Annotated in this window: 14 protein-coding genes; 13 read left to right on the top strand and 1 reads right to left on the bottom strand. The window is 46.7% G+C overall.

The window, feature by feature from the left end; translation table 11 throughout:
• Position 1: 1 nt before the first annotated feature.
• The 10 genes from BM056_RS12215 to BM056_RS12170 all read left to right on the top strand — a co-directional run bounded on the left by BM056_RS12215 (position 2) and on the right by BM056_RS12170 (position 10,317).
• On the top strand, positions 2-2,707 hold the full coding sequence (locus tag BM056_RS12215) for an FAD-dependent oxidoreductase (protein ID WP_092471691.1): 2,706 nt from the start codon (positions 2-4) through the stop codon (positions 2,705-2,707).
• Positions 2,704-4,443 carry a CoB--CoM heterodisulfide reductase iron-sulfur subunit A family protein gene (locus BM056_RS12210; RefSeq protein ID WP_092471690.1) on the top strand — a complete coding sequence of 580 codons (1,740 nt, stop codon included), beginning with the start codon at positions 2,704-2,706 and terminating at the stop codon, positions 4,441-4,443. Before BM056_RS12215 ends, BM056_RS12210 begins: the two co-directional genes overlap by 4 nt.
• A gap of 1 nt (position 4,444) precedes the next feature.
• A complete protein-coding gene (locus BM056_RS12205; protein ID WP_092471689.1) occupies positions 4,445-4,687 on the top strand; it encodes a MarR family transcriptional regulator in 243 nt (80 codons plus the stop codon).
• Positions 4,687-4,986 carry a 4Fe-4S dicluster domain-containing protein gene (locus BM056_RS12200; protein ID WP_092471688.1) on the top strand — a complete coding sequence of 100 codons (300 nt, stop codon included), beginning with the start codon at positions 4,687-4,689 and terminating at the stop codon, positions 4,984-4,986. The genes BM056_RS12205 and BM056_RS12200 overlap by 1 nt, the downstream gene beginning before the upstream one ends.
• Before the next feature lie 13 nt (positions 4,987-4,999).
• A complete protein-coding gene (locus BM056_RS12195) occupies positions 5,000-5,992 on the top strand; it encodes a heterodisulfide reductase-related iron-sulfur binding cluster (protein WP_092471687.1) in 993 nt (330 codons plus the stop codon).
• 104 nt (positions 5,993-6,096) lie between these two features.
• Positions 6,097-6,576, top strand: a complete 480-nt coding sequence (locus BM056_RS12190; RefSeq protein WP_207648183.1) for a DsrE/DsrF/DrsH-like family protein — start codon at positions 6,097-6,099, stop codon at positions 6,574-6,576.
• 45 nt (positions 6,577-6,621) lie between these two features.
• Positions 6,622-6,975: a hypothetical protein gene (locus BM056_RS12185; RefSeq protein ID WP_238456439.1), complete on the top strand. Its 354-nt coding sequence runs from the start codon at positions 6,622-6,624 to the stop codon at positions 6,973-6,975.
• Positions 6,976-7,218: 243 nt separating this feature from the next.
• On the top strand, positions 7,219-8,604 hold the full coding sequence (locus tag BM056_RS12180; RefSeq protein ID WP_092471685.1) for an MATE family efflux transporter: 1,386 nt from the start codon (positions 7,219-7,221) through the stop codon (positions 8,602-8,604).
• A 143-nt stretch (positions 8,605-8,747) separates the two neighbouring features.
• Entirely contained in the window at positions 8,748-9,953 is a 1,206-nt protein-coding gene (locus tag BM056_RS12175; RefSeq protein WP_092471684.1) for an NADH:flavin oxidoreductase, read from the top strand.
• Positions 9,954-10,107: 154 nt separating this feature from the next.
• A complete protein-coding gene (locus tag BM056_RS12170; protein WP_092471683.1) occupies positions 10,108-10,317 on the top strand; it encodes an ASKHA domain-containing protein in 210 nt (69 codons plus the stop codon).
• A 134-nt stretch (positions 10,318-10,451) separates the two neighbouring features.
• Here the strand turns inward: BM056_RS12170 and BM056_RS12165 are convergent, their stop codons facing one another.
• Positions 10,452-10,775, bottom strand: coding sequence for a hypothetical protein (locus BM056_RS12165; protein WP_092471682.1), 324 nt, complete (start codon positions 10,773-10,775; stop codon positions 10,452-10,454).
• Positions 10,776-10,975: 200 nt separating this feature from the next.
• Between BM056_RS12165 and BM056_RS12160 the strand changes: the two genes are divergently transcribed.
• The 3 genes from BM056_RS12160 (at position 10,976) to BM056_RS12150 (ending at position 14,146) form a co-directional block, all read left to right on the top strand.
• Entirely contained in the window at positions 10,976-11,689 is a 714-nt protein-coding gene (locus BM056_RS12160; RefSeq protein WP_238456445.1) for an HAD family hydrolase, read from the top strand.
• A gap of 20 nt (positions 11,690-11,709) precedes the next feature.
• Positions 11,710-12,171: a YbaK/EbsC family protein gene (locus BM056_RS12155; protein ID WP_092471680.1), complete on the top strand. Its 462-nt coding sequence runs from the start codon at positions 11,710-11,712 to the stop codon at positions 12,169-12,171.
• A 157-nt stretch (positions 12,172-12,328) separates the two neighbouring features.
• Positions 12,329-14,146 carry a monovalent cation:proton antiporter family protein gene (locus BM056_RS12150; RefSeq protein WP_092471679.1) on the top strand — a complete coding sequence of 606 codons (1,818 nt, stop codon included), beginning with the start codon at positions 12,329-12,331 and terminating at the stop codon, positions 14,144-14,146.
• Positions 14,147-14,290 lie beyond the last annotated feature (144 nt).

Raw genomic sequence — 14,290 nt, 5'->3', positions numbered from 1 at the left:
TATGAATTATGACATTCTCATTGTAGGAAGCGGTATCGGGGGGATGGAATCCGCCCTGAAGCTGGGGGATATGGGTTACAAGGTGCTGGTTGTGGAAAAAGAACCCAGTGTAGGCGGTAAAATGGTCCTGCTTAGCAAGGTGTTCCCCACACTGGACTGTGCCAGCTGTATTTCCACCCCCAAAATGGCGGCTACCACGCACCATCCTAATATCGACGTCATGATTTATTCGGAAGTTGACCAGATCAAACGGGGTAAAAACGGCAAATTTACAGCCAAAGTGCGGAAAAAGCCTACCTTTGTTAATGCTGCGGCCTGTACCGGCTGCCGGCAGTGCGAAATGAACTGCAATGTTGCCGTGCCGGACCAGTACAATTCCGACATGGTGGCCAGGCGGGCGGCTTATATCGCTTTTCCCCAGGCCGTTCCCAAAAAGGCGGTTATTGAAAGGGCAGGCACTTCGCCCTGTTCCTATACCTGCCCGGCCGGCATCAAGGCCCACGGCTACGTGGCCCTGGCCAGGGGCGGCAAATATAAGGAAGCCTTTGACCTGATTTTGGAGACCACTCCGGTCATCGGCAGTCTGGGCCGGGCCTGTTACGCCCCCTGCGAAGGCGAGTGCACCAGAGGCGGCCTGGAAGGGCCGCTGCCAATTAGAAGAATTAAGCGGTTTATTGCCGATACCCATTACCAAGAAAACCCCGAGCCGCTGCGCGCGCTTCCTGAAACGACGGGGAAAAAAGTGGCCGTTGTCGGCTCCGGCCCCGCGGGTTTGACTGCCGCGCTGCACCTGGCCCGCAAAGGCTACCAGGTTAAAATATTTGAGGCGGCGGAGCAGGCCGGCGGTATGCTGCGGCTGGCTATTCCCTCCTACCGGCTGCCCAAGGACGTTGTTGACAGGGATATTAAAAATGTTACCGCCCTGGGTGTGGAAATTGCAACAGGAGTACGTGTGGAAAGCCCTGCGTCCTTAAAGGAACAGGGTTATGACGCAGTGTTTGTGGCTACCGGAACACCGGCTGCCAGGGACCTGCAGGTGGACGGGGAAAATTTGGATGGCGTGATGAACTCACTGGAGTTTTTAAGCAAAGTAAACCTGGGGCAAAAAATTGATTTAACCGGCAAGACAGTGGTAGTTGTAGGCGGCGGCAACGTGGCCATCGATTCGGCCCGGGTGGCGGTGCGCCTGGGCGCGCAAAAAGTTATTGTGCAATATAGAAGAAGCCGGGAAGAAATGCCTGCCCACCACTGGGAAATTGAAGGTGCGGAAAAGGAAGGCGTTGAGTTTAAATATCTGAGCGCTCCGCAAAAATTCATCGGCGACGGCGCCAGGGTTATCGCCGTTAAAGCAATTCAAATGGAACTGGGCAATCCTGATGCGGGCGGGAGGAGAAAGCCGGTGCCGGTTAAGGGGTCGGAGCATCAAATTCCCGCTGATCTGGTAATAACCGCCGTGGGGCTTGGGCCTGACACCCGGTCCTTTAAAGATAAGCTGGAGTTAAATAAAAACGGAACTATCATGGTCAACCAGGATACTCTGCAATCTTCGGTGCCATATGTATTTGCCGGGGGCGACGTGGTAACCGGGCCTTCCATGATTGTCAACGCAGCGGGCCAGGGCCGCAAAGCCGCTTTCTTCATCGACCGGTTCCTTAAAGGTGAGCAACTTGACGGAGCCGGGTATGATTACAGGCTGCCTCCGGTTGACCGGCAAAAGGTGCTGGCCAGGCAAAAAAGTTACCAAACACTGGAGCCGGTTGCTGCCGCTGAAAATTTAAAGAGGGGTGTCAGGGACTTTTCCGAAGTTGAGGCCCCGTTGAGCGAAGAGGATGTTTGGTACAGCACGGGTCGCTGCCTGGACTGCGGCGTTTGTTCCGAGTGCAGCCAGTGTATCGCTACCTGTCCGGCCAATGCCATTGATATGACCATGAAAGAGGAGCAGGTGGAGGTAGAAGCCAGTTCCGTTATCGTATCAACAGGCTTCAAGCTGTTTGACGCCAACTTAAAAACCCAATACGGCTACGGCAAGCACAAAAACGTGATTTCAGGTATGCAGATGGATAGGCTGCTTGCTCCCACCAGGCCTTACAACACCGTCCTCAGGCCGGGCGACGGCAAAGTTCCCGATAATATAGCTTTTGTTCTCTGCACCGGCTCCAGGGACTGCACTGTTGACAATCCGCTGTGCTCCAGGGTTTGCTGCATGTACTCGGTAAAGCAAAACCAGCTGATCATGGGCGCATTGCCCCTGGCCGACGTAACTGTCTATTACATTGACGTCAGGGCGTTCAGCAAGGGCTATGAGGAGTTTTATCAGCAGGCCAGTGGCATGGGGGCCAACTTTGTCAAGGGCAGGGTGGCCAAAGTGGACGAAAAAGAAGACGGCAATCTGGTGCTTTATTACGAGGATATCGACAACGGCGGCAAGCTGAGCCAGGCTGAGCACGACATGGTTGTTCTTTCTGTGGGCCTGCTGCCCAATACGGAAGTGTTTAACCTGTTCAGCGGCGTGAAACTGGAAGCGGATGATTACTCTTATGTTAAAGAGATTAATGAAGATATCAATCCGGCCCAAACCAGCATAGATGGCGTGTTCGTAGCCGGGACTGCTTCCGGCGCCAAGGACATACCGGATTCCATACTGCATGCGGGGGCGGCTGCAGCCCAGGCGGCCGCTTACGTTGAAAGGACAAGGATGAGCAAATGAGTGACAGGAAAATAGGTGTATACATTTGTCACTGCGGCGGAAATATTTCGGATTACGTTGACGTGGAAAGGGTCAGGGAGGCTGTGCAGAGCGAACCGGGTGTGGTGGTCGCCAAAACCGCCATGTTCACCTGTTCGGACGCCACCCAGCAGGAGATGGTTCAGGATATTCAGGAGCAAAAACTTGACGGGCTGGTAGTGGCTTCCTGCTCTCCCAAGCTGCATCTGTTTACTTTTCGCGAAGTTGCCAAGCGGGCGGGTTTAAACCCTTACCAGTACATCCAGGTGAATATCAGGGAGCAGTGCTCCTGGACTCACACCGACGACAAGCAAGGGGCCACGGAAAAGGCCATCAGGCTGATCAGGGGCGGGATTGCCCGGACAGTTTTAACCGAGCCGCTGCAGCCGATGAAACTCGATACCGTGCCCAAGGTGCTAATCGTTGGTGCTGGAATTGCCGGTTTGCGGGCGGCAGTAGGCCTGTCGGACCTGGGCATTTCCGTCATCCTGATTGAGAAGTCAGCTGTCCCGGGCGGCAGGGTGGCGGGTTTGGGGAAAATGTATCCCCATGGCAAGAACGGGCAAAAAATAATTGGCCAGCTCGTTGATGAGGTCAAAAAAAGAAAAAATATAACTCTCTTTACCGGTGCGGAACTGGTTGGGAAAGCCGGCAGTATTGGAAACTTCACAGCCAAAATTCAGATTAACGGCAAAAAAGTTGAGACTGTTGAGACGATAGAAGCCCGGGTTGGTTCAATTATTGTGGCCACCGGCTTTGAGGATTATCAGCCCGCCGCCGGTGAGTTCGGCTACGGAATTGACGGCGTGGTGACCCTGGCCGAATACAAGACAATGCTGGACAATTCAGGAGGCAAGCTGGTGAAAGGCGGCCGGGAAATTAAAAACGTGGTCTACGTTTATTGCGTGGGCAGCAGACAGCAAACCGGGGATGATCCCAACAAATATTGCTCCCGCTACTGCTGTAACGCAGCGGTGCACGCAGCCATCGAGTCAGCTGAAATCGACCAGGGCATGCACCAGTTCCACCTGTTCCGGGATATGAGAACCTATGGCAAATTCGAAGCCCTGTATACCGAGGCCAGGGATACAGGATCGGTTTTCATCAGGTACAGTTACGCTGAGCCTCCCAAGGTTGAGAAGGATGCCGGCGGCAGGTTGAAAGTTACTGTTAAAGACCTGTTAACCTTTGGGGAGGAAATTGTGATACCGGCAGATATAGTGGTGCTGGTAACGGGTATGGTGCCCCGGAGCAACAATGCCCTGGTGGACGTGTTAAAACTGCCTGTAGGCAGGGATAAATTCTTTAATGAAATTCACCCCAAACTGCGCCCGGTGGAAACCGTGGTGGATGGAGTGTTTATCTGCGGCACCTGCCAGGGGCCCAAAAATTCGGCTGAAAGCGTGGCCTCCGCGCTGTCGGCGGTTACCCAGAGCGCTTCTATTTTGAAGAAAGGCTATGTGGAGCTCGAGCCGCTAATTGCTGCGATAGATCCGGACAAATGCCGGATCTGTGACGTATGCATTGGCGCCTGCCCGTATTCGGCTATTGAAAAGGGGCGGCACCAGGGTAAAGAAGCTGCTATTGTAAATGAGGCGGTTTGCAAGGGCTGCGGCGGCTGTGCACCGATGTGTCCGGCCAACGCCATTAACCTTAAAGGTTTTACCGACGATCAGATGGAGTCGATGATCGACGCCATGTTAAAGGAGATTGTCTGAGATGAAGGGTGTAATTAGAGATGTAAGGGAAATCATCAGAGATGAAATGCTGATGCGGGTGAAAATATTGGCCGCGCTGCAAGATGAGCCTATGACCGTGCCGGAAATCGCGCAGGCCATAGGTCGTCCTTCCCATGAGGTTATGTACTGGGTGATGGGCATGCGCAAATACGGTCAGGTTGCAGAAACGGAAGAAGACGACGGTTATTTTAAATACCGGGCGGTTCCGGAGGAGGGGAAATAATGGCGCTGGTTAATCCCGAATTTGTTGATGCGGTCAGCAAGGGTGAATTCAATGCCTCAGCATGTATGAACTGCGGGGTATGCAGCGCGGTTTGCCCGATGGGTATCGAGCTTCTCCCCAGGAAGCTGTTCAGGTACGTGCTGCTGGGTATTGAAGACAGGGTTTTGGATAACACCGAAACGATTTATTCCTGCCTGCTGTGCAAAATGTGCGAGGCCAATTGCCCGGCCCAGGTACGCATAGCGGAAAATGTCAGGTACCTTAGATACTACATTAATAAAAAAGTTTTTAAACTTTAAGGAGAGTAAAGCCATGCCGTTGCCAACTGGCGATACCATAGGAATTTTAGCGGATAACCTGAGGAAAAGGAAATCAGTATTGCCCATTTCAGCCGGGAATGCCACGAAATGGGCCTCGGGACTGAGCTTGCCCAGGGGAACAAAAACAGTGCTTTACACCGGAATGATGTACCAGCTGATCCCCTATATAGCGGCGATGAGCAAGGCCCAGGCCGGCCTTGAAGACTCTTTTTTAGTAAACTTCATTAAGCTGGGCAGGCAGGTCAACAAGGTTGTCAATATCTCCGCCTTTATGGCGATGCCGTCCAAGAGTATGAAGGAAGCCTACAACCAGATCCTGGTCAACATCGCCACGCTGCTGCAGCAGGCGGGAGTGCAGTTTGGCTATCTTTATGAGGAAGAGCTGTACTCGGGCGCGCTGATCTATGACCTTGGCGTAGATGACCTGCTTAATGAACATGCCCATAAGGTATACAACACTTTCAAAAAACATGGCGTTAAAAATGTCATTACCGTGGACCCCCATACCACCAATATGCTCAGATCGGTATACCCGACGATGATCAAAGGATACGACCTGAAGGTTAAAAGTTACCTGGAAGTTTTAGTTGAGCGTAAAATCCAGCCCCAAAACAGCCTGAACCTGGAAGCTGTAATTCATGATTCCTGTGTTTATGCCCGCTATGAAAACGTTTTAAATGAACAAAGAACTCTGCTGACCAATGCCGGCATGGACGTTAAAGAGCCTGAGAATTCAGGAAAATTCACCCTTTGCTGCGGCGGGCCGGCGGAATCCCTTTATCCCAAAAAAGCCAAGGCGGGTGCCCAAAAACGGTTTGACCAGTTAATTAAGGTTTCAAGCAATGCTGTAACCATGTGCCCGATTTGTTTCGTGAACCTGCAAAAAGCCGCCGGTGACCGGTTGCACTTGGGCGATATCTCAACTTACCTGGTGCAGGCCTACTGCGGCGCAGGCAAAGCACGCGCGACAAGGCAAGGTTGCTGAGGTGTCAGGCACCTGGAGTATTTTGTAATAAAACTGACTTCAACTTTTCTAAATAGCCTGGTTTAGTTTTTTGAATATATTACAAATCCTGGGGAGGAATGGTGATGGACACCACCAAAAAAACGATCATCGTTTTCAGCGGCGATCTGGATAAAGTTATGGCGGCATTTATTATCGCCAACGGGGCCGCCGCCATGGGCGACGATGTAACTCTGTTCTTTACCTTTTGGGGCTTAAATGCATTAAGGAAGCCCGAGAATGTAGCAACAACCAAGAAAAGCTTCCTGCAGTGGATGTTCGGCAAAATGATGCCCAGGGGCGCCGACAAGCTGGGAATTTCCAAGATGAACTTCGGCGGTATGGGCGCCACAATGATGAAAATGGTAATGAAACAGCAAAATGTAACTTCACTGCCGGAACTGATCCAAACGGCTAAGGACCAAGGTATTAAAATGATCGCCTGCACCATGTCCATGGATGTGATGGGGATCAGAGAAGAAGAATTGATGGACGGTCTGGAGTATGCCGGGGTGGCAACTTACCTGGGCGAAGCGGATGAGGCCAATGTTAACCTGTTCATATAAAAAATGGGGCTATAAAAAGCCCTATTTTTTTTTGGGTATTAAACCTTGTTTGTGCCGGAGATGCTGAGAGCTGCACAAACGATGAAGGTTGGTCTTGAAATGTTAAAGCCACATCTTGCAGCTGGCGACTCAAAGTCATCAGGTACTGTAGTAATAAGATTGAAAGATGCCGTTGTTTCAGGGATTAACTGCCTAATTATTGAAGCAGTTGAAGCTTATACAGAAGGTGACAATCGTATCATAGAAAGCATTCAGCTTGTTGAAGTATTTGGTGAGGATAATAACGGAGCATTACGCCAATATGTGCAACTCCACAAAGCCCATCCTGAAAAGGAATACTATGTTGTTCATACTTCACGCCCTGCGTTGAACGTGAAAGAAAGACATTGGACAGAGTAAAGAAAACTAGATGTAAGTTTTAAGCTTGCTCTAAAAGAAAGTGATAACATGATAACCGTTAACACCTTAAGCGACATCAAAAAAGCGATAAGCGGAACAGCAAATACATACATCCCATTTCAAAACAGATACAGACAACTCCCTGTCCCTCTGTCTGTTATTTTAGGTTTACTGTAAAAAAACTCAAGATTTTTCCCCCCCTTCTCGGGTATCATTTTAGATATTGCGGAAGGGGGGTTTTTTGTGAAAGGTATCCATGAGGATAATATAAGGCAGTTAGGCGAAGAGAGCATCCCAAAGCTGTTATTGACATTCTCCCTGCCGGTGGTTGTCGCTCTGCTTATTAACGCCCTTTATAATATTATAGATAGGATTTTCATTGGCAATGGGGCCGGTTCCCTTGGTATCGCAGGTATTACACTGGTATTCCCAATTATGCTGATAATGGGGGCGTGTGCAGCCATGATCGGTACAGGGGGAGCTTTGCTGGTTTCAATCAAACTTGGTGAAAAGAAAGTGGAAGAAGCTGAGAGTATAATAGGGAATTCACTGGCTCTGTTGATAATACTCGCCATTATAATAACAATATTAGGCCGGTCATTTGTAGATCCAATTTTAAGAGTCTTTGGAGCAAGCAGCTATGTATTGCCCTATGCCGGGGATTATATGAGAGTTATTATGTTAGGAACCATATTTCAGATGACCGCATTGGGTATGAACTATTTTATCCGTGCAGAGGGAAGACCCCGGAAGGCAATGTTGACCATGCTTATCGGAGCGGTTATTAATACAATACTGGCGCCTATATTTATTTTTTCCTTTAAGTGGGGAATAAAGGGAGCGGCGCTGGCAACCATAATTTCTCAGGCGGTATCGGCTGCCTGGGTCATGGGTCACTTTCTCGGCGGAAAGAGCTACCTTAAAATCCGGGTAAAAAATATAAGGCTCCTAATTAAGGAAGCAGCATCAATCCTGTCAATTGGCGCTGCTTCTTTCATAATGCAGATAGCTGGCTGCTTTTCCAGTATCATTATGAACAAAAAACTTGCTTATTACGGGGGTGACGTGGCTGTATCAGCTATGGGGGCATCCTTTAGTATCTTTTTTCTCATGATACTGCCGGTATTAGGAATCAGCCAGGGTATTCAGCCAATCATAGGGTTTAACTATGGAGCCCAAAAGCCCGAAAGAATAAAGAAAACTATTAAGTCTGGCATTGCTGTGGCAACTATCCTGACAATATCCGGATTTTTTATTATAATGCTGTTTCCCCAACAGATAATGTCTCTATTTAATAGCCATGACGAAGAATTCATCGCTTTTGGGAGCTATGTCATGAGATTCTCAATGATCGCCCTACCTCTTTTAGGTTTACAGATAATAGTTCCAGGTTATTTTCAAGCTGTGGGGAAACCAAAACAAGCCATGTTTCTGACTTTGTCAAGACAGGTGTTCTTTTTGGTTCCGGCCCTGCTTATCCTGCCGAAGTATTTTCAATTGTTTGGAGTATTGGTAGCTATCCCATTATCGGATTTTTTAGCCTCGGTTATAACAGGAATTTGGTTATTTGTGGAACTAAGGAGCCTTGATAAAAAACAAACTATTGATATTAAGGCGCACACCAGGTAATTCTTTTCCTTATAAATACTGTAAAAAACCTCAAGATTATACCCTTAGCTTCAGCTATGATTTAGATGTGGGGGAGGACAAATTGGACTCAAATGAGGCCAATACTTCAAAGCTAATATTTAATATGATAAGGGGGTAGGTAAATGAGCAGGGAAAGCTATAAAGTATTTTCCGAGGGAAGGATTGCCAATCTGGTTTTGAAAAATAGGCTTGTAAGGTCTGCAACCGGCGATAGTAAAATGACCACTGACGGAAAGACAATTGATGAGGTGCTGAAAATATATAAAGATCTTGCAGCGGGTGGAGTAGGAATGATTATAACCGGAGTAATGGCGGTTATACCGTCAAACAAAACCATGGCCAGACAAATATGCATTTACAGTGATGAATACATTCCGGAAATATCTAAAATCGCTGATATTGTCCACCAAACCGATAACCGGTGTGCAATTATAGCTCAGCTCAACCATGCCGGACGGCAGGTATTAGACCATAACAACCTCGCCGATTGTGTCGGGCCATCGGTCGTAGAATCCCCCATTCTGGTTAAAAAAGCCAGGGAACTTACTGTAAATCAAATTCACTCATTGATAAAAGCCTTTGCGGACTCAATTGTAAGAGTAAAGAAAGCGGGGTTTGACGGTGTGCAGCTCCATGCCTGTCATGGGTATTTGCTGAGCTCTTTTCTTTCTCCATATACCAACAGGCGAACGGATAGATTTGGGGGCTCCGCTAAGAACAGGGTAAATATAGTAAAAGATATAATCTCCCAGGCAAGAATAAGTGTTGGCAGTTTTCCTATATTAATAAAAATGAACTGTGATGATTTTGTTGAAGGCGGTATTTCTAAAGACAATTTTGCTGAATTAATTAAAGAGATGGAAACCACGGGAGTTGATGCCATCGAAGTTAGCGGGGGCATGTGGGATTGCCTGGTGCGCTCTGAAGAAGAGCTGGGATTTTTCCCTGTGCCGATACCTGAATCACGAGTCAGGATTTCTACCCCGGAGAAGCAGTCTTATTATTATGATTATGTAAAAAATATAGATGTGGGATTGCCGTTAATACTGGTGGGCGGTCACCGGAACATTGAGCGAATGGAAAATCTGCTAAGTGAAGGAAAGGTCGATTATCTTTCACTGTGCCGTCCTCTGATATCTGAGCCGGACCTGCCAAATCGCTGGCTAAAGGGAATCGGAAAAGAGAATGCTGACTGCGTATCCTGCAATGCATGCCTGGTTTACCTGATGCAAGGTGAATTCTGCTGTGTTATCAAGAAAACCGGAATGGATAAGGAAGCCATTGAAAGTATGCTATCTGCTAAAGACTGGAGAGAAGGTTTTAAATAAACCGCTTAAAACAACAGTGGAAGAAAAGGCCCGTTGCATGACGGGCCTTTATAGTTAGACGCCTGACCCAATGTTAATCATGTTTATAGCTATGTTGTTGAGGATTACTGTAAAAAAATCAAGATTTAACACTACATCTTAGATTAGAAACAACGTGCCTTTGGATAATATCTATGTTGACCGCCTGAACTCAGATTTGGGATATGTGGAAAAATTTTACATTACCGGTGCATTTGGTTTTCATCTGAAGCTGGAGACTCTGAGGAACATCGGGTTATTACCGGCAGGACTGGATGCCCCTATCGAATTTGTTGGTAATAGGGCTAAGGAAGGAGCAAAATTTTGTCCACTTAAAATAGGTTAAAGGCCTGGCCCTTAACTTATTATGGGAGTCTACTTTCAATTAAGGGAAGCCGCATTTTTTCATCATATTTTAGCTTTTGCTCACACGCCGGAAAGTATTTTTGGGAATAACTCCCGGCAATTTTCTAAGGGTTTTTATTTTACCCGGCGGATATGTGCGGTTTCAAGCTGTAACACGTCTATCTTTGCTTCAATCCGATCCAAAGTAGAGATTACCCGCTGGTTAACATCCTGCTGTACTTCCCTGGCATCGAACAAAGCGCGGATTTTTTCAATAACTTCGTTTTCAATGCGGGATTCTATTTTAACCATGCTGGTTTTAAGCTCGCCCACATCCTGTTTTAAGCCTCGCATAGCTTGCTGTAAGCCTTGTACATCTTGCCTTAAACCTTTAAGCTCGCCAACATCTTGCTTTAAGCCTTTGACCTCGCCCAATATTTGTTTTAGTATTTCTTCCATGTGTTACCCCCCCCCCGTTTGGTTAGTAAGTATTATTATAACATGATTTTCGGCGGCATTTAGGGTATTAAAAATTTTCAGCGGTCAAAGTCCGTGGCCTGTTCATGCAAACCTAAAGTTTGTTTAGGCTTTAAAAAAGTGTTGCAAATTATGCTATACTTTCTTTTATAGGATTAGTTACAGGAGGTAGGTACAGATTGGTGAAAGCGGTTTTGTTTGATCTTGACGGAACTCTATTGCAATTGGAGACCCAAGAATTTATGAAAATCTACTTTAAAGAAGTTGCCAACGTAGCGGCGCCGTTAGTACAACCGCAACGGTTTACTGACGCTCTGCTTGAGAGCACATATCAAATGATACATGATCGTAACCCGCAAAGGACAAATTCCGACGTGTTTTGGGCTGACTTCACTGAAAGGTTGAGTGACTGTATTGATAACCTTACACCATTGATTGAAAATTTTTATGCGGAGAAGTTCCGCAACCTGTCCTGGTTGGCCAAACCCAGCGAAAGTGCGCGTGAAGTTGTTCAGGCCGTGCTGGATAAGGGGGCCAAAATAGTGCTGGCAACAAATCCGTTATTCCCCCGCTCGGCCATTACGGACCGGATGGCCTGGGCCGGGATTGAAGACTTGCCGTGGGAAATTGTCACCAGCTATGAGGACATGCACTTTTGCAAACCATACCTGGAATACTACGACGAAATAGCCTCCAGGTTAAAGCTGGCCCCGCAAGAGTGTTTGATGGTGGGTAACGATGTTGGTAAGGATATTGTTGCCGGCTCATTAGGTTTTAAAACTTACCTGGTGACTGATTATGTTATTGATAACGACCAATCGGACTTAAAACCGGACTGGGCCGGAAAACTTGATGAACTGGCAGTTTGGATGAAGGAAACGGATATTTTTAAATAATGAAACGAGGAGAGTAAAAGGTGTCTATTGACAGCGTTAAAGACTACATAAGTAAATTTGATCCGAAGCTTGTTCCCATTGAATTTAACGAAAAGACGGCGACAGTTGAGGAAGCGGCCCGGGCGCTGGGCGTGGAACCTGCCATGATTGCCAAAACAATTTTATTCAGGGCGGGTGATAATTACGCCTTGTTTGTTACAGCCGGGGATGTACGGGCCAATACCAAGAAAGTTAAAGCTTTGCTGGGCAGCAAGCCCAAGCTGGCCTCTGCCGAAGAGGTAATAGAGGTTACCGGCCATCCCATCGGCGGGGTCTGCCCGTTTGCTCTTAAAAAGTCTGTGCCTGTTTATCTTGATGAATCAATGAAACGGTTTGAGGTGGTATATATTGCGGCGGGTACCCCGCATTCGGCGCTGCCGATAACCTTAGACCAGCTCTGTAAAATAACCAGTGGCTCGGTAGTGGATGTGTTGCCCGCTTAAAACATAAAAAGAAAAAGCCTGCTTCAGTATTATGCTGGAGCAGGCTTTTTCTTTGTTTGAAAACAGTCAGTTTTAATTGGTTTTTAAAAAATGGAGATGATACAGATAAAGATAAGCTTGATAAAACATTGACAAGCCAAGTCTATGGGGGAAGTATATGGAAGGTCAGCACTCTGTCACCCCGCTGATGATAGTTGTAATCGCGGCATTTGTTACTCCAATAATTCTGCATAGATTAAGACTAAAAGCCATTCCGGTTGTCGTTGCCGAAATCATTGTTGGATTAGTACTGGGCGAAAGTGGTTTAAGGGTCATTGTTCGGGATAACTGGTTAGACTTGCTGTCAACGTTCGGGATTATATATCTGATGTTTCTTAGCGGGCTGGAAATTGATTTTGAAGCTATTCAAAATTCCGGAAAAAAGAAAACCGGCCCTAACCCGCTGCTGATTAGCATCATAAATTTTATGGTAATTCTGGGAACTTCCGTTTTGCTTGCCTTCGGTCTGAAAAGTTTGGGGTTAATAGAAGAACCTGTATTTATGACCCTAATTATATCCACCATTTCTCTCGGAGTGATTTTGCCTGTTTTGAAAGAAAAAGAAATACTGGAAACTTCCTATGGTCAGATAGTACTGCTAACGGCGATAATTGCTGATTTGATGACTATGATTCTGCTCGCGGTTTATGTTTCTTTACGTTCCCAGGGAGGAATGACTAAATTTTTTCTTTTGCTGCTCCTTTTTGTTGTATTTTTAGGCGCATACCGTCTCATCAATACTTTCCGCTCCAAAAAGTTATTAAACATTAAGAAAGAAACAGTTTCAATCGGTACCCGGGGAGTATTCGCCCTGATTCTCTTTTTTGTTGTACTTTCAGAAAAGGTAGGCGCTGAAAGTATCTTGGGAGCCTTTCTGGCCGGAGTGATAGTATCCTCTCTTGCTCCCAAAAAAGAATTTCTTCACCAGTTAAATGCTTTCGGATATGGGTTTTTGATACCGATTTTTTTTGTAATGGTCGGGGCAGCCATGGATTTAAAAGGTTTGGTCGCCGATCCCAACGCTTTGTCCATGCTTCCTTTGCTGCTGCTGGTTTTTTATCTTTCTAAACTGGTATTAGTACCGGTTTTTAAGCTATGGTTCAACTGGAAGGAATCCCTTAGTTCCGGTTTTTTGCTTGCTTCAACGCTTAGCCTGGTCATAGCGGCTTCAGCTGTAGGAATGAAAATGGGCATTGTAAGCACTACCTTGAATACCACGTTAGTTTTGGCAGCAGTAATAACAGTTATGGTTTCGCCGGTGATTTTTCAAAAATTGCTGCCTGCGGTGGAAGATCAAGAAGCAACCAAGGTTTCTCTGGTCGGGAGAAATACCGTGACATTGTCCCTCGCTCAGGATTTAATCAAAGACGGGTATAAGGTGACTATTTATGGTCAGGATGATCCGAATCTCGAGGCATTGCCACAACGTCCATATCAGGTGATAACGCTGCCGGAATTTGACCTTGATAGTCTTGATAAGCATAACGCTTTTCAAAGCGATATTGTCATTGCTTTTACGTCACATGATGAGTGGAACTTACAGGTAGCGGAGGCAGCGGAACAAAACGGCGTAAAACAGGTAATTGCCAGGGTGGAAAATCAAACTAACCGGGAACTGCCCGGTGATTCGAAAATACAGATGTTTTCAAGCTTTTTTTCCAACAAAACTTTGCTTAAGGCATTTGTTGAATATCCTACCTTAATTAATTTGGTTAGTCATGAAGGACACCTTCAGGAGATAGAATTGGGTAACCAGCAATATCACTACACGCGCCTTAGAGAAATCCCTTTTCTTGGGGATATCCTTGTCATCCGTATTTTCAGGAATAATGAGATTATAGTTCCTCATGGAGATACCGTTCTCCAACTGGGCGATCGATTAATAGTCAGCGGCAGCCCGGGGGATACCAGGCAGTTAAAAAGAAAATTCAGGTAAACATCATCCAGTTTAGAACTTGGCCGTAATAATAACTACCGCTTTAGATATTAAATGTTTAGAGTTTGAAACCTGGAAAACCCAAATTAAAGCCTGCTTCAGCAAAAGCTTGAGCAGGCTTTTGGTATTGTGGGAATTAGTTAG

The organism is Desulfotruncus arcticus DSM 17038, assembly GCF_900113335.1.
Classification (GTDB): domain Bacteria; phylum Bacillota; class Desulfotomaculia; order Desulfotomaculales; family Desulfallaceae; genus Desulfotruncus; species Desulfotruncus arcticus.
Note: the sequence above shows the minus strand (reverse complement) of the source record. Positions and strands in the feature narration are given on the sequence as shown.